Source organism: Capillimicrobium parvum (genome assembly GCF_021172045.1).
GTDB lineage: Bacteria > Actinomycetota > Thermoleophilia > Solirubrobacterales > Solirubrobacteraceae > Capillimicrobium > Capillimicrobium parvum.
Window position 1 is genome coordinate 2567946 of the sequence record NZ_CP087164.1, and the last position, 17263, is coordinate 2585208.

The 17263-nt window shown below is 75.0% G+C and carries 17 protein-coding genes; 11 read left to right on the top strand and 6 right to left on the bottom strand.

The window, feature by feature from the left end; genetic code table 11:
- The first annotated feature begins 383 nt into the window (after positions 1–383).
- The 5 genes from DSM104329_RS12615 (at position 384) to DSM104329_RS12635 (ending at position 3400) form a co-directional block, all read left to right on the top strand.
- Positions 384–530, top strand: a complete 147-nt coding sequence (locus DSM104329_RS12615; RefSeq protein ID WP_259315794.1) for a hypothetical protein — start codon at positions 384–386, stop codon at positions 528–530.
- 126 nt (positions 531–656) lie between these two features.
- Positions 657–1454, top strand: coding sequence for an SDR family NAD(P)-dependent oxidoreductase (locus DSM104329_RS12620; protein WP_259315795.1), 798 nt, complete (start codon positions 657–659; stop codon positions 1452–1454).
- Between the two features lie 8 nt (positions 1455–1462).
- Entirely contained in the window at positions 1463–1630 is a 168-nt protein-coding gene (locus tag DSM104329_RS12625) for an MYG1 family protein (RefSeq protein ID WP_259315796.1), read from the top strand.
- 259 nt (positions 1631–1889) lie between these two features.
- Positions 1890–2135 carry a hypothetical protein gene (locus DSM104329_RS12630; RefSeq protein WP_259315797.1) on the top strand — a complete coding sequence of 82 codons (246 nt, stop codon included), beginning with the start codon at positions 1890–1892 and terminating at the stop codon, positions 2133–2135.
- Positions 2132–3400, top strand: coding sequence for a glycosyltransferase (locus DSM104329_RS12635; protein ID WP_259315798.1), 1269 nt, complete (start codon positions 2132–2134; stop codon positions 3398–3400). The genes DSM104329_RS12630 and DSM104329_RS12635 overlap by 4 nt, the downstream gene beginning before the upstream one ends.
- Before the next feature lie 58 nt (positions 3401–3458).
- Here the strand turns inward: DSM104329_RS12635 and DSM104329_RS12640 are convergent, their stop codons facing one another.
- The 4 genes from DSM104329_RS12640 to DSM104329_RS12655 all read right to left on the bottom strand — a co-directional run bounded on the left by DSM104329_RS12640 (position 3459) and on the right by DSM104329_RS12655 (position 6921).
- Positions 3459–3935, bottom strand: coding sequence for a GtrA family protein (locus tag DSM104329_RS12640; protein WP_259315799.1), 477 nt, complete (start codon positions 3933–3935; stop codon positions 3459–3461).
- 33 nt (positions 3936–3968) lie between these two features.
- Complete coding sequence (locus DSM104329_RS12645) at positions 3969–4802, bottom strand: glycosyltransferase family 2 protein (protein ID WP_259315800.1); 834 nt, start codon at positions 4800–4802, stop codon at positions 3969–3971.
- A 68-nt stretch (positions 4803–4870) separates the two neighbouring features.
- Positions 4871–5548 (bottom strand): hypothetical protein, encoded by a 678-nt coding sequence (locus DSM104329_RS12650; protein WP_259315801.1) that lies wholly within the window; start codon positions 5546–5548, stop codon positions 4871–4873.
- Positions 5549–5616: 68 nt separating this feature from the next.
- Entirely contained in the window at positions 5617–6921 is a 1305-nt protein-coding gene (locus DSM104329_RS12655; protein ID WP_259315802.1) for a glycosyltransferase 87 family protein, read from the bottom strand.
- Positions 6922–7094: 173 nt separating this feature from the next.
- On the opposite strand from DSM104329_RS12655, the gene DSM104329_RS12660 reads away from it, so the two are divergent.
- Complete coding sequence (locus tag DSM104329_RS12660; protein ID WP_259315803.1) at positions 7095–8105, top strand: alpha/beta hydrolase family esterase; 1011 nt, start codon at positions 7095–7097, stop codon at positions 8103–8105.
- A gap of 4 nt (positions 8106–8109) precedes the next feature.
- Here DSM104329_RS12660 and DSM104329_RS12665 read toward each other — a convergent pair whose 3' ends face one another.
- Entirely contained in the window at positions 8110–9945 is a 1836-nt protein-coding gene (locus tag DSM104329_RS12665; RefSeq protein ID WP_259315804.1) for an ArnT family glycosyltransferase, read from the bottom strand.
- Positions 9946–10111: 166 nt separating this feature from the next.
- Between DSM104329_RS12665 and DSM104329_RS12670 the strand changes: the two genes are divergently transcribed.
- Genes DSM104329_RS12670 through DSM104329_RS12690 form a run of 5 tightly spaced genes read left to right on the top strand, consistent with a single transcriptional unit; the run spans position 10112 to position 16485 of the window.
- Complete coding sequence (locus DSM104329_RS12670; RefSeq protein ID WP_259315805.1) at positions 10112–11908, top strand: glycosyltransferase family 39 protein; 1797 nt, start codon at positions 10112–10114, stop codon at positions 11906–11908.
- 57 nt (positions 11909–11965) lie between these two features.
- On the top strand, positions 11966–13825 hold the full coding sequence (locus DSM104329_RS12675; RefSeq protein ID WP_259315806.1) for a bifunctional lysylphosphatidylglycerol flippase/synthetase MprF: 1860 nt from the start codon (positions 11966–11968) through the stop codon (positions 13823–13825).
- Complete coding sequence (locus DSM104329_RS12680; protein ID WP_259315807.1) at positions 13822–14730, top strand: alpha/beta hydrolase; 909 nt, start codon at positions 13822–13824, stop codon at positions 14728–14730. The genes DSM104329_RS12675 and DSM104329_RS12680 overlap by 4 nt, the downstream gene beginning before the upstream one ends.
- Positions 14727–15575: a hypothetical protein gene (locus tag DSM104329_RS12685; protein ID WP_259315808.1), complete on the top strand. Its 849-nt coding sequence runs from the start codon at positions 14727–14729 to the stop codon at positions 15573–15575. The genes DSM104329_RS12680 and DSM104329_RS12685 overlap by 4 nt, the downstream gene beginning before the upstream one ends.
- Before the next feature lie 34 nt (positions 15576–15609).
- On the top strand, positions 15610–16485 hold the full coding sequence (locus DSM104329_RS12690; RefSeq protein WP_259315809.1) for an alpha/beta hydrolase: 876 nt from the start codon (positions 15610–15612) through the stop codon (positions 16483–16485).
- Here DSM104329_RS12690 and DSM104329_RS12695 read toward each other — a convergent pair.
- Positions 16395–17243: a class I SAM-dependent methyltransferase gene (locus DSM104329_RS12695; protein WP_259315810.1), complete on the bottom strand. Its 849-nt coding sequence runs from the start codon at positions 17241–17243 to the stop codon at positions 16395–16397. The genes DSM104329_RS12690 and DSM104329_RS12695 overlap by 91 nt on opposite strands.
- Positions 17244–17263 lie beyond the last annotated feature (20 nt).

Below are 17263 nucleotides of genomic sequence, written 5' to 3' on the forward strand. Positions count from 1 at the left end.
CGTGCGAACCTGTCCGTTGAGACGCACCCGTCCCAGCAGGAACGCTATCCGCCGTCCGCCCGCCGCCTCGGTGAACTCGAGCCCCTCGCCCGCATCGACCAACGCGACGTAGACCTCGAGGAGTTGCGCGAACGGCAGGCGGCGAGGTCGTGCCGCTGCTCGCGCCGCTGCCGGCGACGGCCGACACGGCCGGCTTGCGGTGCGTGTGGTGTGGCCGGCAGGCGCGATAGGACGCTCGCCCGCCCGACCGGACCGCAGTCCGGCGCGCCGCTGTCCGTGGGGGACGCGTCGAGGAGGGGCCCCTCCCCCGATTCTCTCGTGGTCACTGGCCTCTACCGACGTCGCCCGCCTGCCGATGTCGGAGGAGGAGCTGGCGGACGCGCTTGTTGGAGCAGGCGGGCGTCGCGCTGCTCGCCGGCACGGCGTTCGGCGCGGGCGGCGCCGGGCACCTCCGGCTGTCCTGCGCGAGCTCACGCGCCGATCTCGAGCTCGCGCTCGAGCGCATCGGCGACTTCCTCGCGCGGCTCTGACCCGCGACGAGCTTCTCGACGCGGTGCTCCTGCTTGGCCGGCCGGTTCGGGGACGACGGCCACCGGCCCGAGCAGCTCCTCGTGGTACGCGCGTACCGTGTGGCGCATCACCGAGAGGAGCGTGCAGTGGAGCGGAGCGTGGTAGTGACCGGCTGCGGGACCGGGCTCGGAGCGGCGATCTCCGGCCGCCTGGCGGCCGACGGCTGGCAGGTCGTCGGCATCGACGTCGACGCCGACCTGGCCGCCGAGGCGGCTCGTGCGCTGGACTCGGGCGGCGAGGTCGTCGTCGGCGACGCCGCCGACCGCGCCATGCTGGCGGAGGCCGCGGAGCGCGCGGAGGCGCGTGCGCCGCTGTCAGGCTGGGTGAACAACGCCGGCCTGATGATCCGCACCAGCCTGCACGAGCCCGACCCCGACGACGTCGAGTCGCTGCTGCGGGTCAACCTCATGGGCTACTACTGGGGCTGCTCGCAGGCCGTTCGAAGCCTCCTCGAGGCCGACCGTGCCGGCGCGATCGTGAACATCTCCTCCACGCACGCGCGGGCGTCGTTCCCCGGCTGGGCGGCGTACGCCGCGTGCAAGGGCGCGATCAACTCCCTGACGATGCAGGCCGCGGTCGAGTACGCGCCGGCCGGCATCCGCTGCAACGCGGTCGAGCCGTCGGGCATCCGCACGCCGCGCAACCTCGAGGCGATGGCCGCGGCGCCCGATCCTGCCGCTGCCGCTCGCGAGAACGACGTCGTCCAGCCGCTCGGCCGCATGGGCGAGCCGGAGGAGATCGCCTCCCTCGTCGCGTTCCTGCTGTCGTCCGAGGCGTCCTTCATCACCGGCCAGTGCATCGCGGCGGACGGCGGAGCGACCGCCCGCTGCTATCCCGGCACCTCCGACCCCGTCGTCGCCGCGCGGGTGAAGGCCAACCGCTGAGCACGACGATGCGGGTCGCGACGCACCCTGGCGGATTCCACGCCGACGATGTCTTCGCGATCGCCGCGCTCGGCCTCGCCGCCGGGCCGCTGGAGATCGCCCGCAAGCGCGACGAGGCGCCAGGACTCCGTCAACGCGGCGAGAGCGCCTCAGACCACCACAGAACAAGGTCCTAGAGCCAAATTCGTGCCGGTGGCGTCTTCCAGCCCAGTATCGCCACTCATGGATGGCCCGCTCCGGCGGGCCTTTCGGCTCTCTGGGTTACCGATCTCGAGTACCAACTTGCGTCGCGCCGCCGGCGAGGCACGTGTCCGGGCGTGCCGCTTGACCCCGGAGACCGGCACGTGTTGCGAGATCGGCGGGGTTGATCTAGATTCGGGCAGGTCCGAGGAGGGAGACGGTCGGTGTCGTGGCGGGGACAGCATCGGTCGGCTGATGGGCGAGCCTGAGCTCCCCGCTCGTTTCACCCCACGCGCGCCGGCGTCGCGCGGTCGCAGGGCCGCCCTGTATCTGGCGGCGCCCGTGGTGTGGGTCGTGGCGCTGGTCACATTGGCGTTCGTGGTGGGACACGGGGATGCGGTCGAATACGCGCTGATCGCCCTCGGGGCGTCGTTCGTCGTGGCGCTGTTGGTGGTCGGCTGGAGCCGGGTCGTTCGTGTGCGCGAGGAGCGCGGCGCGTGAGCGGCGGCCAGACGGCCAAGCTCCTGCTGGCGTTCCTCGGCCTGTATCCGGTTGTCACCTCGGCGGCCTGGATCGCGGGCGGCCTGCTGTTCCGCCTCTTCGACGAGCGTCCGGAGCCGCAGGAGCCGCAGGGAGGCTGGCCGGGGGTGAGCGTGCTGATCCCGGCCCACAACGAGCAGAGCGTCATCGGGGCGTGCGTACGCGCGGCTCGGCAGATCGACTATCCGGTCTTCGAGGTGCTGGTGCTCGACGACGGCTCCAGTGACGCCACGGCGGCGGCGGCGACCGCGGCGGCGGAGGGCGACCCGCGCGTGCGGGTGGTCGCGGACCCGGTGAACATCGGCAAGGCCGACCGGCTCAACCGCGGGTTGCGGATGGCCCGGCATGGGCTCGTGGTGATCACCGACGCGGACACGCACGTCGATGCGCTGGCGCTCAAGCTGCTGGTGAGCCGGTTGTTGCGCTCGGAGCGTGTCGCGGCGGTCGCGGGCGCGCCGCACGTCACCAACCGGCGCACCCTGTTGTGCGCGATGCAGATCATCGAGGCGTCGGCGATCATCGGGCTGATCCGGCGCACCCAGGCGGTCGCCGGGCGCGTCGGTGTGGTGGCCGGCGTCCTCGGGCTCTTTCGCCGCGATGCGGTCGTGGAAGCGGGCGGCTACCGCGCCGAGATGGCGACCGAGGACATCGAGCTCACGTACCGGCTGCTTCTGGCGGGTTGGCACACGACGTTCGAGCCGGACGCGCTGGTCGGGATGCAGGTCCCGTCGAATCTCCGCGCGCTGTGGGCGCAGCGCCGCCGCTGGGCACGCGGGCAGGGGGAAGTCCTGCATGTCCACCTGCGCCATCTGGTGCGTTGGCGCCAGCGGCATCTGTGGCCGTTGGCGCTCGAGGGGCTCGGCTCGCTGTTCTGGATCGTGCTGCTCGCGATCTGGTACCTGATCATGGTCCTGCTGTTCGTCGTCGCCGGAGTCGACGTCCCGGACGTCTCGGCGTTCACGCTCCTGTTCTCGTGGGGGATCGCCGTCGCCGTCGTCGCCACGATCCAGGTCACGATCGCCCTGAGTCTGGACCGGCGCTACGACGGCCGCGCCCCCCTCGCCTTGCTCATCGCCCCGGTCTATCCGGTCGCGTATTGGATGCTGAGCGCGGCGGCCGCCCTGTGGGCGGAGGTGCCCGCTCTGATCCGCGGCCCCGCCAGCCACCGCGTCGTGTGGGACATCCCGCGCGAGGACCTCGCGGAGCAGGCGCCGGCCGAGAGCTGAGCGGCGCGGGGAGGATCCGGCGCGACGAGCAGCGCGTCGCGGACGGTCGGGGCCGAGGTCAGTCGCCGCCGGCCGGCTCCCGCTTCCGATGCGGTCGTTGCCGTGGCCGCGACCCGGCGGCGAACGCCCACCGCCGGTTGCCCATGAAGCTCAGTGGCGTCACGGCGATCGTCGCCGCGGCCTGCGCGGCGATGGCATCGGCGTGCAGCGCGGCGACGAGACCGGTGAGGATCGCGAGGCTCAGGGCCGTCGCCATCACCGAGACCACGAGGAACCGGCTCGCCTGTCCCACCGCTCCGGCGCGGGCGGTCGCGAACGTCCAGCGCCGGTTCCAGACGAAGTTGTTGGCGACGGCGACGAGGAACGCCAGCGCGTCCGCGGCACGGTAGTCGATTCCGGTGCGTTCCAGGAGCAGCGCGAAGGTGACGAGGCTGACGACGAAGCCGCTGGTCCCGACGACGCAGAAGCGCGCGAACTGCGACAGCGAGGCGCGATCTCGGGTCAGGAGCAGCGATGCGGATGGGGATCTCGGCACAGTCGCACCGCGAAGGGAGGCGTCGTCCCGCGTTCAGGCCGCAGCGGCGCGGCGCTCGGCGGCCAGCTGCCGGCGCAGCCGCGCGAGCTCTGCGAACGCGCGCATCACGACGCGTGGGCTGGCGCCGCTCTGCCGGCCGTTGATGCGGGGCCGGTGGTGGACGCCGAGCTCGGTGATCCGGGCGCCGGCGGCCAGGCAGCGCACCAGGAGCTCAGTGTCGATCATCGCGCCGTTGGCCGTGAGCGTGATCCCGTCGAGCGCGCTGGCGCGCAGGAGCTTGAACGCGCAGTCGACATCGCGGACCGGCAGGTGGAAGACCCTGCGTACGAGCCAGTTCCACGCCGCGGCGTTCATGCGGCGCCCGACCGGGTCGCGGCGAAGGATGCGCCAGCCGATGACGAGGTCCGCCGTCGCGGTCTGGGGCAGGAAGTCGTCGAGCTCGTCGAGGTCGAACTGGAGATCGGCGTCGGTGAGCAGGATCCAAGGCATCGACGCGGCCGTGATGCCGGTGCGCAGGGCCGCGCCGTAGCCGCGGTTGGCCGGGTGGATGAGCAGCCGGACGCGGCGGTCGCGCGGGACGAACCCGGCGGCGATCTCGGCGGTCGCGTCGGTGCTGCCGTCGTCGACGACGATGATCTCGTAGTCGAGGCTGGTGTGGGAGGCGGCACGCGCGGCGGCGCGGATCGCGTCGGCGACGTTGGCCTGCTCGTTCAGGCACGGCAGCACGATGGACAGCCCCGGCAGGACGAGGTCCGGCGCGCGCGGGGTCTCCGTCGGAGCTCGGGACGGCCGGGCGTCGGGACGCGGTGGTGCCGGCGGCGGCAGGCTGCCGGGCGCCTGGCGAGTGGGGGAGTCGGCGGTGTGCATGCCGCCAGACTGTCCGGCGCCCGGTTCGTCCCGGTTGCCCGGCGGTTAGCGTTGCGTTGGTCTCGCCACTAGCGCTCGAGGATCCAGACCGTGACGGGCTCTCCGCCCAGCGCGGACTCGTGGAACGAGTGCACCCGGTACGGATGCCCGGCGATCGTGGCCGTGCCCGAGGCGGGCAGTCGGACGAACGCGGCGGAGTACATCGACGTGCGCAGGTGCGACCGGCCGCGGCCGCGCAGAATGACGTTGGCGCCGTAGACGCGGTGCATGTAGCGCACGAAGCCGATCTCGTCCTGCATCGAGATCTGGACCGTGGCGAGCGGCCGGCCGTGGGCGTCGCGGATGGTCTTCTGCAGCGGCGCGAGGACGAACGGCACGCCGGCGTCGGCCAGGACGCGTGACCTGCGGACCACTCGCAGCCGCGAGATGTGTGCGTGCGGTGTGGCCTGGAGCCGGCGGACGGCCGCCCGCAGCGAGGCCACGTCACCGGTGCGCAGCGCGTGCAGTAGCTGGGGGTCGTGAACGACGGTCCGCAGGTGGATCTGGGCGGACGCGCCATGGGACTCGATCCCGTAACGGCGCATCGCGGTCCGCGTCATGGCATCCGGCGCGGACACGGTCGTCTGCGTCGCCGGCTGGGGAGCGGCGGCCGCCGAGGTCTGCGTGGGCGCCGCCTGCTGCGATCCGCAGCCGGCGATCACCGCGAGGGCGGCGCCGACGACGATCAGTGAGGAGAAGGTGCGCATCGCGCCAGGTTGTCCCGACGTCCGTTCGGCGCGGTTGCGGGGTCGTTAGCGTCGCGTTTGGGCGGTCATCATCCGAGACCGAGCCGCGCGTGGGTGACGCCCATGAACGCGGTCAGGACGAACGTCGCGGTCTGCAGGCGGCGATCGCGGGCGACCGCAGCGAGCGGCAGCAGCCAGACGATGTACCAGGGCAGCAGCCAGGCCGTGCTCACCAGCAGCGCGGCGGTCGCCCAGCCCGCCGCCGCCACCGCGCGGTGCCGGTGGCGCCACGCGTGGACCAGCGCGACGGCGGCGGCGGTGGCGGCGGCCGCGCCGAGCATCGCGCGCACGGTCCCGATATCGAGCCCCGACAGACTCGCCACCTCACTGGGCATGCTGTGGCGGGAGACGGAGCGCTGCTGCTGGGCGAGCGCGCCGACCATGCCGGTCAGGCTCGAGCCGAAGGCCAGCACCGCCGCACCTGTGCACAGCGCCGCCGCCGCGAGCGCTCCCGCGAGCGCCCGGCGACGCGAGGGGGCGCCGAGGATGACGAACGGCGCGAGCAGCAGCGCGGAGGTCTTCATCGCGGCGGCGAGGATCGCCGTGCCGGAGGCCAGGGCGCCGCGCCGCGCGCCCAGCGCGAGCAGCGCGGCCGCGGCGACCGCCGCCACGAGCAGGTCGTTGTGGGCGCCGCCGACGGCGTAGACGAGCAGCAGCGGGTTGAGGCCGACGAGCGCCGCGGCGTGCGCCGGCGCGCCGCCCGCCCGTCCCGCCGCTGCGGCGCTGAGCCCCGTGCAGGCCAGTCCGGCCGCCATGGCCATGACCTTGAAGGCCCAGAGCGCACCCGCCACCCCGAGCGGCACCGTCAGGTAGCTCAGCAACGTGAACGCCGGCCCGTACGGGCTGTGCACGTCATGCCACAGCACGAAGCGGTGCACCGCGTCGTGATGCAGTGCGACGGCGCCGTGCGTGTAGGGACTCGATCCGTGAAGGACGCCGAGGCGTGCGTAGCCGATGTAGCCGAACACGTCACCGGTCAGCAGCGGCGGCGCGAGGAGCAGGATCACGTGCGCGGCCACGACGGCGATCAGGACACCGCGCAATCCCAGGCGGCGTGCGCCGAGGACGGCGACCGGATACAGCGCGATCAGCAGGATCAGGACGATGCCGAACGCGCGCTGGCTGATCGGCTTCGCGAGACCGTGCAGCGGCCCGGCCATCCACGCCGGGAAGGCGCGGCGCGAGACGGGCACCAATCGCGACGGAGCTCCGGCCGCGGAGACGGCCACCACCGACATGAGCGCGACCATGATCCCCGGCGCCAGCGCGCAGGCCCATGCAGGGATGGCGACCGGCGCCCGTGGTCGCGGGTGTGCGGTCTGCGGGACGGGCATCGGCCACCGCACTCGACCGCGCCCGTACGGGTCCATGCGCTCATGCTCACCGGTGATCGGCGGGCTGCGGTTGCCGGGGCGTTAGGTTCTCGTTGTGGTGGGCGCCGCGCGCGTATCGACGACACGGCGCGGATAGGCAGCGCCGAAGGATGCTCCGCCGCGCCGCTTCGCTCATGTCCCGGCTCCCGCGCCCGCTGCTCGTCACGATCCTCGCCGCCGGCGTCGTGCTGGCGGTCCTGCCGGCCCGGCACCCGCCGGCCACCGCGCTCCAGCCGGCCGGGCACGCGCCGGCCACCGCGCTCCAGCCGGCCCGGCACGCGCTGGCCACGGCGTTCCAGCCGGCCGGGCCGCGCGCGCCCGCGGCGGCCTGGCCCGGCCGGCACGGCTGCGGTGGTGGCGCCGACCTCACCGTCGAGGTGCGCAGCGGAGGGCGGCGGCGCGTCGCGCTCGTGCACGTGCCGCGCGGAGTACGGCGCGGCGCGCCGCTCATGATGGCGCTGCACGGCGCGCACGCAGACGGGCCGTTCATGGCCCGCTACTCGGGCCTGTCGCGGGTCGCCGATCGCGCCGGCTTCGTGGTCGCCTATCCGTCGTCGCTCGGCCGGCCGGCGTTCTGGGACCTGACCGGCCCCGGCGACGTGGCGTTCGGGCGCAGGCTGGTCGACCGGCTGTGGCGCACCGGCTGCGTGGACACGCGGCGGACCTACGCGGTCGGCGTCTCCAACGGCGGCGGCATGACGGCCCGGCTCGGCTGCGAGCTGTCGTCGCGGCTGGCGGGCATCGTCGTGGTCGCGGGCGGATTTCGCAGCCTGCCCGCCTGCGCGCCCGACCGCCCTGTCTCGGTGCTCGAGATCCACGGGACCGACGACCAGGTCGTGCCATACGCCGGTCGCGCCGACGACGGCTTCGCCGGCGACGTGCGGGCCTGGGTGGACGGCTGGGTGCGCCGCGACGGGTGCCTGCCGCAGCCGCGCGAGCGGCTGCTCGCCCCTCGGGCCGAGCAGCTGGCCTGGGGTCCGTGCGCGCAGGGCAGCGCCGTCGAGCACATCGTCCTGCAGGGCGGCCAGCACGCGTGGCCCGGGGCCACGCCGCCGGATCCGGGCCCCCGCGCCTCGATCTCGGCCGCGGCGCAGGCGTGGCGGTTCCTGCGCAGCCGACGGCTGGCGCATGCGCCGGCCGGCTGACGCGTCACGTCACCCGGTACAGGCGCGAGCGCAGCATGCTGTGGACGATCCCGGCCTCGGCGCTGACGTTCACGCCGTGGGCGGCGACCCAGCGCGGGACGACGCAGCCGGCGGTCGCCGCCCATCGCCGCTGGCGGCAGGCGGGGCCGAGCAGCACGTAGCGAACGTCGCCGCGGCGGATCGCGGCCCGCAGTTCACGGAGCCTCACGAGCGGGCGCGTGCCCGTGTTGTCGAGGATGAGCACCGCGCGCTGGTCGTGCAGCACGATTCCCGCCGCGATGTACGGCGACTCGACCGCGACCTCCTCGCGCGCACCGCCCTGGTGTTCGATCAGGAACGCGCTCAGCCGGTGCGCGGTGGCCGGAGCGATCCTCCCGAACTGCTCGGCGTCGTTGGCGCCCGTGCGCACGATGCGCAGCGAATGCACGAGCGGGACGGCGAGCACCACGGCGAGCGTCGCCGTCGCCGCTGCCGGCCACAGGGCGCGACGGTGCCGGGCGACGAGCGCGAGCGCGAGCGCCAGCGCGGCCGTGGCGGCGACGGCCGCGCGCAGGGTCGTGCTCGGGCCGGCCAGCCACAGCGCGTAGAGGGCCACGGCGGCGGTCGCGGCCGCGGACGCCGCGGCGACCGTGACGCGACGCGACGCGGCCTGGGCGACCCCGACGGCTCCGGCGCCCAGCGCCGCCGCCACCGCGGGGGTGAAGCCCTCGAAGTAGCGGACGTGCATCGCGCCCATCGCGCTGTAGACCACGAGGCCGGTGCCCAGCCAGATCGCCAGGCTCAGCGCCGCCGCGCGGCGCAGGCGATCGGCCGCCGCCAGCGTGCTGCGGGACGCCAAGGCGGCCAGGAGGCCGAACAGCGCCGCGGCCGACGCGGCGGCGCCGACGACCACGCCAGTGTCGACCGGGCGCAGCCGCAGCAGCCGCGGGAGGCCCGGCGGGTTGCCCCCGGCGCGCGGACCGCCGCCGAGGCGTCCGACGCCGTCATAGAGGAAGGTGGCGTCCCACGCGCTTCCGTGCGCGGAGCCCAGCGCGAACGGCCGCTGCGCGGCGGGCAGCAGCGAGATCGCCCCCAGCCAGCCGAGGGCGACGAGCGCGAACGTCGCGCCGGCGCCGGCAAGGTGACGCCGGCGCCCCGCCCATCCCCAGACCGCCAGCACGACGAGCGCGGGAGCGGCCACGAGCGACTCGAGCTGCTTGGCCTCGAACGCCAGGCCCGCCGAAGCGGCGGCGGCGTACAGCAGCCATGCGCGTCCGGTCTGGCAGGCGCGCACGATCAGCCAGGCGGCCAGCACGAGCAGCGCCGACATGACGCTGTCCATCGTGTCGCTGCGCGCGGTGAGCACCGCGACCGGCAGCACCGCGAGCACCGCGGCGGCGGCGAGGCCGGCGACCGGCCCGGCGAGGCGGCGCACCAGGTCGTAGAGCAGCACGACGGCGGCGATCCCGCTCAGCGCCGCCGGCAGCTGCAGCGCGATGCGGTCGAACCCCAGCAGCTTGACGCTGACCACCTGCAGCCACAGGTCGAGCGGCGGCTTGTCGATCGACACGTGGGCTCCCGGCTCCAGCGCACCGACCAGCAGCGCGTGCCAGGAGCCCGCCATCGTGCGCACCGCGGCGTCGTAGAACGGGTCAGGAGGGACGCGGCCGAGCGCGACGAGGCGCAGCGCGGCGGCAACGCCGACGACCGCGGCGAGCGCGATGGCCGTCGCCGCGCGTGGCGCGCGACTCGAGGGCGCGGCGGCCGCCTCCGGATCGGCGAGCGCGGCCGCGGATGCCGGGGCAGCCTGCTCCGCACCGCCACGCCCCGCACGCAACCGATCGAACCGGGCGCTCGTCATCGGCCCCCGATTGTCCCCGTTTCGCGGTGGCGCCGGGTGAGGCCGATGTTGCGCCGCGGTTAAGGCGGGCCGACGACGCATGGCGGGCGACCGTGGTCCGGTCGGCGCAACCAGACCCTAACGATGCGCCAATCGGGCGCTGCCCGGGAGCGGTGACCATGCCCGCATGAGCCTGACCAACGCCGATGCGATCCCGGCGGCGGTACCGACGCTGCGGCGGACGCTGCCGGTGAGCCTGGCCGGAATCGCCACCGGATCCGCTCTGGCCGTCGTCACGGCGGTCGCCGTTGCACTGCGCTTCTGGTCGTTGGCGGACGTGCGCCTGAACCCGTACTACGACGCCGCGGTGCGCAGCATGTCGGTCTCGTGGCACAACCTGCTCTACGGCGCGTTCGAGCCCGGCGGTTCGCTGTCGGTCGACAAGCTCCCGGTGGACCTCTGGCTGCAGGTGGCGAGCGTCAAGCTGCTCGGCTTCTCGTCGTTCGCGCTGCACCTGCCCGAGGCGCTGGGCAGCGCGGTGGCGGTGCCGCTGCTCTATTGCGCGGTGCGCCCGCTGTTCGGGCGCGGAGCGGGGCTCGCGGCCGCGGCGGCGCTGGCCGTGCTGCCGATCGCCGTGATCACCGGGCGCAGCGACACGATGGACTCGGTGATGATGGCCCTCGTCGTCCTGGCCGCGTGGCTGGCGGTCCGCGCCGCGCGCAGCGGCCGCGTCCTGCCGGCGATCGGGGCCGGCGCGATGATGGGCCTGGCGTTCAACGTCAAGCTGTTCGAGGCGCTCATCCCGCTGCCGGCCGTCGTCCTGCTGTTCTGGCTCGGCGCCACGGGGTCGGCCCGCGCGCGTCTCGGCCGGCTGGCGGCGGCCGGCGCCGCGCTTGTCGTCGTCGCCCTCTCCTGGCTGGTCGCCGCATCGCTCGGTCCCGGCCATCACCCGTATCCCGTCGGATCCACGGACGGCAGCGTCTGGAACGTCGCGCTCGTCTTCAACGGCATCGACCGGCTGCGGGGCTCGGGCGCGCCGGTCACCGTCAACCCGCCGTCGGTCACGCGGCTCTTCGACGGTCCCTACGCGTCGCTGGTCGGCACCGCGCTGCTCGCCGCACTCGTGCTGGGCGGCCTGGCCGTGCTCGTCGCCGTGCTCGCCGGTCGCCGCGACGGTCCGCCTCCGCGGCCGGCGCGGGTCGGAGCCGTGGCGATCGCCACGTGGCTCGTCGGCGGCGCGGCGCTGTTCAGCGCCATGCAGATGCTGCACCCGCGCTATCTCGAGGTGATCACGCCGGCGATTGCCGCGGCGATCGGCATCGGCGTCGTCAGCCTCGCCGCCGCGGCGGGCCGTCGGCGCACCGCGGCCGCCGTGCTGGCGGGCGGCGCGATCGCCGCCGCGCTCGGCCAGCTCGCCCTCGGCCCGGCGACTCCGGCCCGCGCCACGGTCGTCGTGGTCGTCATCGCCGCCGCCGGACTCGTGGTGGTCTGCGCACTCGCGCGGCGGCGCGGGGCCGCGCCGATGGCCCTGCTCGCGCTCGTGGCCGTGCTCGCCGTCCCGACCGCCGGCGCGTTGACGGCGGTTCACGCGCGGACGAGCAGCGCCGGCGAGCCGGGGGCGATGCCCGCCGCCGAAGTGCGCGCGCTGAGCCGGTTCCTGACCGCCCATCAACGCCACGCCCGGTATGAGGTGGCGAGCTCCAGCGTCGCGCTGGCCGGACCGCTGATCGCTCGCGACGGCCGGCCCGTGCTGATGCTCACGAGCATGAACGGCCGCGCATTCACCACCGCGGCGACGCTGAGGACGGCGGTCCGCACGGGCCTGGTCCGCTACGCGCTGCTCAGCCGCGCCACGTGCCCCGCCGGCAGCTGCGCCCCGGCCGTGCGCTGGGCGATGGCCCACGCCACCGACGTCAGCCGTCAGGCCGGGCTCAGCCGCCACGGTCTCCTGTACCGCCTGTCCGACGGACGCCGTGGTCCGTAACGAGATCGCAATGACGGCACGATCCCGGGCAACCTCGGCGATGCGACGGTGAGCGGCATGCGGCCCGTGACACCGTCCACGGTGCGCCGACCCCGCCGCGTCGTGCCGGCGGCCGCTGCCGGCCTCGTCGCGCTGGCGGCGGCGCTGCTCGCCGGGAACGCGCTGGTCCCCTCGGCGCCGTGGCGGCCGCTGAGCCTCGTGTCGGTCTCCGGCGGCTCGCCCATGGCGTTCGGCCATGTGCTCGCCCTGGCCCTGGGCGGGGGGCTGGTGCTGCCGGCGTGCGGCCTGTGGCGTGGGCAGCGGCGTGCCGCGGTAACGGCCGCGCTGGGGCTGTCTCTGTGGGCGGGGGTCGCCCTGACCCGTCACGGCGTCGAGGTGAGGCCGCTGGCGGTCGCGTTCGACGCGCTGGTCGTCGCGGCGCCGGTCGCCGCTGCCGCGCTGCTGCGGCCCGCACCGGCGGCGGACGGCCACCTGCCGGCCGAGCACGAGCGGGCGACGGCGCTCGTGGCCGCACACAGCAGGGACTCGCTCGATCCGTTCATCCTGCGCGAGGACAAGTCGCTGCACTTCGCGGCCGGCGGCGTGCTCGGCTATCGCACGCTGCGCGCGACCGCGATCGTCGGCGGGGATCCGGTCGCCCCGGACGACCGGGCGCCGGCGGTTCTCGCCGACTTCGAGGCGCGCGCGGCGCGCCGAGGCTGGGACGTCGTGGTGACCGGTGCGTCGGCGCGTCACCTGGACGCCTACCGCGCGGCGGGCTGGCACGCGCTGCGGATCGGCGACGAGGCGGTCGTCGATCCCCGGGCCTTCTCGCTGGCCGGCCGGCCGATCCGCAAGGTGCGCCAGTCGGTGATGCGGATCGCGCGGCTCGGATGGAGCGTCGATGTCCTCGACGGCGAGCAGCTCGGCGACGCGATGGGCGAGATCGCCGCGATCGACCGGCGCTGGCGCACCGCGCAGCCGCGGCTCTACGGCTTCGCGATGACACTCGGGCACCTCGAGCCCGACGGTGTGTACGTCCTCGCGCGCGACGAGCGGGGCCGGCTCGGCGGCTTCCTGCGCTTCTCTCGGTACCTCGACGGCCTGTCGCTCGACGTGATGCGCCGCGAGGCGGACACGCCGAACGGGCTGAACGAGGCGATGGTCGTGGCGGCGCTCGAGTACGCCCGCGCGGGGGGTTTGGCCGAGGTGAGCCTGAACTTCGCCGGCTTCGCCCACGTGATGGCGGCGGCGGGGCCGCTGAGCCCGCCGTACCGGCTCGTGCGCTGGGTGCTGCGGCGCGCGCACGGGCGCTTCCAGCTCGAGCGGCTCGTGCGTTTCAACGCGAAGTTCTTCCCGCAGTGGCGGCCGCGCTTCCTCCTGTACCGCCATCGCGGCGCGCTGCCCCGCCTGGCGCTGCGGGTGCTGCAGGCGGAGGCCTACGTCCGCGCGCCGCGCTGCCGGATGCTGCCCAACCGGTGGCTGGCGCCCCGCCCCGGAATGACGATCAGCGCGCCGGCGGCGACCAGCCCCGTGGCCACGAGCGTGCCGGCGCGCCCCAGCTGCGGCTCGACATGGCTCGCGACGGGATCGGAGATCGCGGCCGCATCCGACGCCGCGCCCACGATCGCCAGCACGATCCACGCCAGCGCGGCGGCGGTGGCCGCGGACGCGACCGCGGACAGCCCGGCGATCCGGCGCAGCGCCAGGCCGGCCGCGAACCCGGCGGGCAGCCAGGCGACGAGCATGCGGAGCAGTCCCTGGCGCTCGCCGCCGGCCAGCTGCTGCAACGGCAGCGCCCCCGCGACGCGCGGTCCGATGCCGAGCACGCCGGCGTGGAACAGCAGGTACAACCAGCCGACGCCCGCGAACACGGACGCGATGACGGCCAGGATGGCGGCCGGCCAGCGGGCCGCCGACAGCACGAGACCGCGATGACGCGCCGGCTGCTGGCTGCCGCCGCGATCGGCTTCGTGGTCGTCGGGCTCTTCGGCACCTGGTCGTATGCCCACAACTATCTCCGCTATCGCGGCTTCCCGCCCCCGCGCGACCCGCGCAACGTCGGTCCCGGCCGCGTCGTCCACCTGCACTTCTTCTCGGCCGCGCTCGGCAGCCGCCGGTCGGCGCTCGTCTACCTGCCCCCTGACTATGCCGTGGCCGCCGCGCGTGGCCGCCGCTACCCGGTGCTGTACCTGCTGCACGGCAGTCCCGGCACGCCCCAGCTGTACTTCGACGCCGGGGCCCTGGGCGTCGATCTCGACACGATGATCGCTCGGCACCGCATCCGGCCGATGATCGTCGTCCTGCCCAACGGCAGCGACGGGACGCTGCGCTCGGACACCGAGTGGGCCAACACCACCCACGGGCGCTACGAGAGCTTCGTGCTGGACACCGTCCGCGCGGCCGACCGGCGCTTTGCGACCATCCCCGATCGTGCCGGCCGCGCGATCGCCGGCACCTCCGAGGGTGCCTACGCCGCGGTCAACATCGGCCTGCGCCACCTCGGGACGTTCGCGACGATCGAGAGCTGGTCGGGCTACTTCACCCAGACCCACAGCGGCGTCTTCGCGCACGCCACGGCCGCCCAGCGGCGCGCCGCGAGCCCGGCCCGCTACGTCGGCTCCCTGGCACCCCGCCTGCATGCGCTGCCGACCCACGTGCTCCTCTACGGCGGCGCCCAGGACCACGACACCCGCCAGCTCGCGCCGTTCGCCGCCAGGCTGCGCGCGGCCGGCGGCGACGTCACCGCGCGCGTGTTGCCCGGCCGCCACGACTGGGGGTTCTGGCGCCGCGAGACGCCCGCGGCGCTGCGCTATCTCGACGCCCACCTCGCCTCCGCATGACGAACGCGCTGATGATCGGGCTCGCTCTCGCGCTCGCCGCCGCGGTCGCGCTGAACGCCGGCTACCTGCTGCAGCACGCGGGCGCACGCACCGCCCCGCCGATCAGCGCCCGCCACCCCGTGACGATGATCCGGGGTCTGCTGGGCTCGCGCGCGTGGCTGGCCGGCCTCGCGCTCGGGCTCACCGGCTGGGCGCTGCACGTCGCCGCGCTCGCCCACGCCCCGCTCTCGCTCGTGCAGGCCTTCGCCGCCGGGGGGCTGGTGCTCTCGATCCCAGCGGCCGCCGTGCTGCTGCGCGAGCGCCTCGGCCGCGCCGAGCTGCAGGGCATCGCGATCATGGTCGGGGCGCTGCTGCTGCTGGCGGTCGGCGTCGGGCCGATCGCCGCGCCGACGCTGCGACCCGGCGCACTGGCCGCGTACCTGCTCGCCGCCGCCGCGCTGGCCGCCGCGCTGGCCGCCGCTCCTGCGAGCGACCGCCGACCCCACATGCTCGGTCTGGCCGGCGGCGTGCTCTACGGCGCCGCCGACGCCGCCACGAAGGCCGCCACGATCGTCGGCGGCCACGGCGTCGGGGCGCTGTTGCTGAGCCCGTGGCCGCTGGTCGTCCTGCTCGCGAGCGCGGGCGCCTTCCTGTGCTTCCAGCGCGGGCTGCAGACGGGGGCCGCCGTGCCGGTCGTCGCGCTGATGACCGCCGGGACGAACGTCGTGGCGATGGCCGCGGGCGTGTTCGTGTTCGGGGATCCGCTCGGAGCCGGACCGGTCGCCGCGGGCCTGCACGTGCTCGCCTTCAGCCTCGTCGCCCTGGCGGCGTGGCGCCTGGCGCCCGCCCAGACCGCGTTCGCCTGACCGCCGCGCGCGCGTGCCTACCCTCAGTGAGGCAATGCGCGCCCTTCTCGCCGCATTCGCCGTGTGCGCGATCGCCGTCGCGGCCGCCGTGTGGCTCCTGCCCGGCGACGGGTCGCGGGCCTCGTCCGCCGGCCGCGTGATCCTCGGCTCCTACCCGTCGTCGGCGCTGCGCGGCACCGAGCACTACGCCGTCTACCTGCCGCGCGGCTACGACACCGGCGCCGACCGCTACCCGGTGATCTACGCGCTGCACGGCCTGCCCAGCGACGCGGGCGGCTACCGGCAGATGGACATCGCCGCGTGGGGCAGCGACGCGCAGGCCGCCGGCCGGCCCGCGATCGTGGTCGCCCCGCAGGGAGCGCGCGCGGGCGACACCGATCCCGAGTGGCACGACTGGGGTCCCGGCCGCGACTGGGAGACCGCGGTCGCCGAGGAGCTCGTGGCCCGCATCGACCGCGCCTACCGCACGATCGCCGACCGGCGCGGGCGGGCGCTGATCGGCGTCTCGGCCGGCGGCTACGGCGCCAGCATCATCGGCGTGCGCCACCGCGACGCCTACTCGGTCGTGCAGTCGTGGAGCGGCTACTTCCATCCGACCAACCCGGCCGGCGACGGACCGCTGGACCTTGGCTCGCCGGAGGCCGAAAGCGCGGCCAGCGTCCACAGCTACGTGCACGACGCCGCGCGCGCCCGCGCGGCCGGCGGCCCGACGATCGACTTCGGCTTCTACGTGGGTGACGCGGACCCGCACTTCCTGCCTGAGAACGAGCAGCTGCACCGCGACCTGCTGGCGGCCGGGGTGCCGCACACGTACGCGGTCTACCCGGGCGCGCACACCCGCGCGTTCTGGGCCGAGCACGAGGAGGAGTGGATCGGCACCGCGGCGCGCGAGCTCGAGCGCGCGCACTGATCCGGGGCCGCGGCGTTCCATCCCGGCGCCTCGTTGCGCAGGAGCGCCAGCAGCGACAGGCCGGCGGGGAGTCGCAGCCCGTGGCGCAGCAGGGTCGCCTCGACGCGCATCGGCATCTCGAGCACCGTGTCGAGGCTGCGCGGCGTGCGGTCCAGGTCGGATCGGTCGGTGCTCGCGGCGGTGTGCCTGGTGGCCAGGCGCACCACGGCGGCCGGGGCGAGCAGCAGCGTGTTGAAGTACGTCGTGTGGACCGGCGCCCAGCCGGCGGCGACGGCGGCCGCGAGGAGGGTGCGGCGCTGGTAGCGGCGGTAGTGGCGGTTGACCTCGTCTTGGCGCGACCAGAGCAGCGGGTAGGCGGGCACGGTGACGAGTAGGTGGCCGCCGGGGCGGGTGACGCGCCGCAGCTCGCGCAGGGTGCGGCGGTCGTCGGGCGTGTGCTCGAGCACGTCGAGGCAGGTGACCAGTCCGAACCGGGCGCCGGCGAACGGCAGCTCCTCGACGGCGGCCAGGGCGACGTCGCGATGGCCGCGCGCCCGAGCCGCCGCGACCGCGTCGGGGCTGATGTCGACACCGACGGGACGGCCGTACGCGGCCAGCTCATCGAGCATGCGCCCGGATCCGCACCCGGCGTCGAGCAGCTCGGTGCCGCACTCGAGCGCAACGCCGGCGAGGACGGCGCGCAGGACGCGCCGCCGGCCGCGGTACCACCAGTGGTGCTCGTCCCCCGCGAGCATCGCGCTGAGCTCGGAATCGACCATATGCCGAACTGTGCCCCGGC

Excerpts from the sequence above, each read along its gene's own strand:
- DSM104329_RS12630 (WP_259315797.1), top strand. The coding sequence starts at position 1,890 with ATGGGCGAGCCTGAGCTCCCCGCTCGTTTCACCCCACGCGCGCCGGCG.
- DSM104329_RS12675 (WP_259315806.1), top strand. The coding sequence starts at position 11,966 with ATGCGGCCCGTGACACCGTCCACGGTGCGCCGACCCCGCCGCGTCGTG.
- DSM104329_RS12655 (WP_259315802.1), bottom strand. The coding sequence starts at position 6,921 with ATGCCCGTCCCGCAGACCGCACACCCGCGACCACGGGCGCCGGTCGCC.
- DSM104329_RS12660 (WP_259315803.1), top strand. The coding sequence starts at position 7,095 with ATGTCCCGGCTCCCGCGCCCGCTGCTCGTCACGATCCTCGCCGCCGGC.
- DSM104329_RS12670 (WP_259315805.1), top strand. The coding sequence starts at position 10,112 with ATGAGCCTGACCAACGCCGATGCGATCCCGGCGGCGGTACCGACGCTG.
- DSM104329_RS12650 (WP_259315801.1), bottom strand. The coding sequence starts at position 5,548 with ATGCGCACCTTCTCCTCACTGATCGTCGTCGGCGCCGCCCTCGCGGTG.
- DSM104329_RS12685 (WP_259315808.1), top strand. The coding sequence starts at position 14,727 with ATGACGAACGCGCTGATGATCGGGCTCGCTCTCGCGCTCGCCGCCGCG.
- DSM104329_RS12625 (WP_259315796.1), top strand. The coding sequence starts at position 1,463 with ATGCGGGTCGCGACGCACCCTGGCGGATTCCACGCCGACGATGTCTTC.
- DSM104329_RS12680 (WP_259315807.1), top strand. The coding sequence starts at position 13,822 with ATGACGCGCCGGCTGCTGGCTGCCGCCGCGATCGGCTTCGTGGTCGTC.
- DSM104329_RS12665 (WP_259315804.1), bottom strand. The coding sequence starts at position 9,945 with ATGACGAGCGCCCGGTTCGATCGGTTGCGTGCGGGGCGTGGCGGTGCG.
- DSM104329_RS12695 (WP_259315810.1), bottom strand. The coding sequence starts at position 17,243 with ATGGTCGATTCCGAGCTCAGCGCGATGCTCGCGGGGGACGAGCACCAC.
- DSM104329_RS12645 (WP_259315800.1), bottom strand. The coding sequence starts at position 4,802 with ATGCACACCGCCGACTCCCCCACTCGCCAGGCGCCCGGCAGCCTGCCG.
- DSM104329_RS12690 (WP_259315809.1), top strand. The coding sequence starts at position 15,610 with ATGCGCGCCCTTCTCGCCGCATTCGCCGTGTGCGCGATCGCCGTCGCG.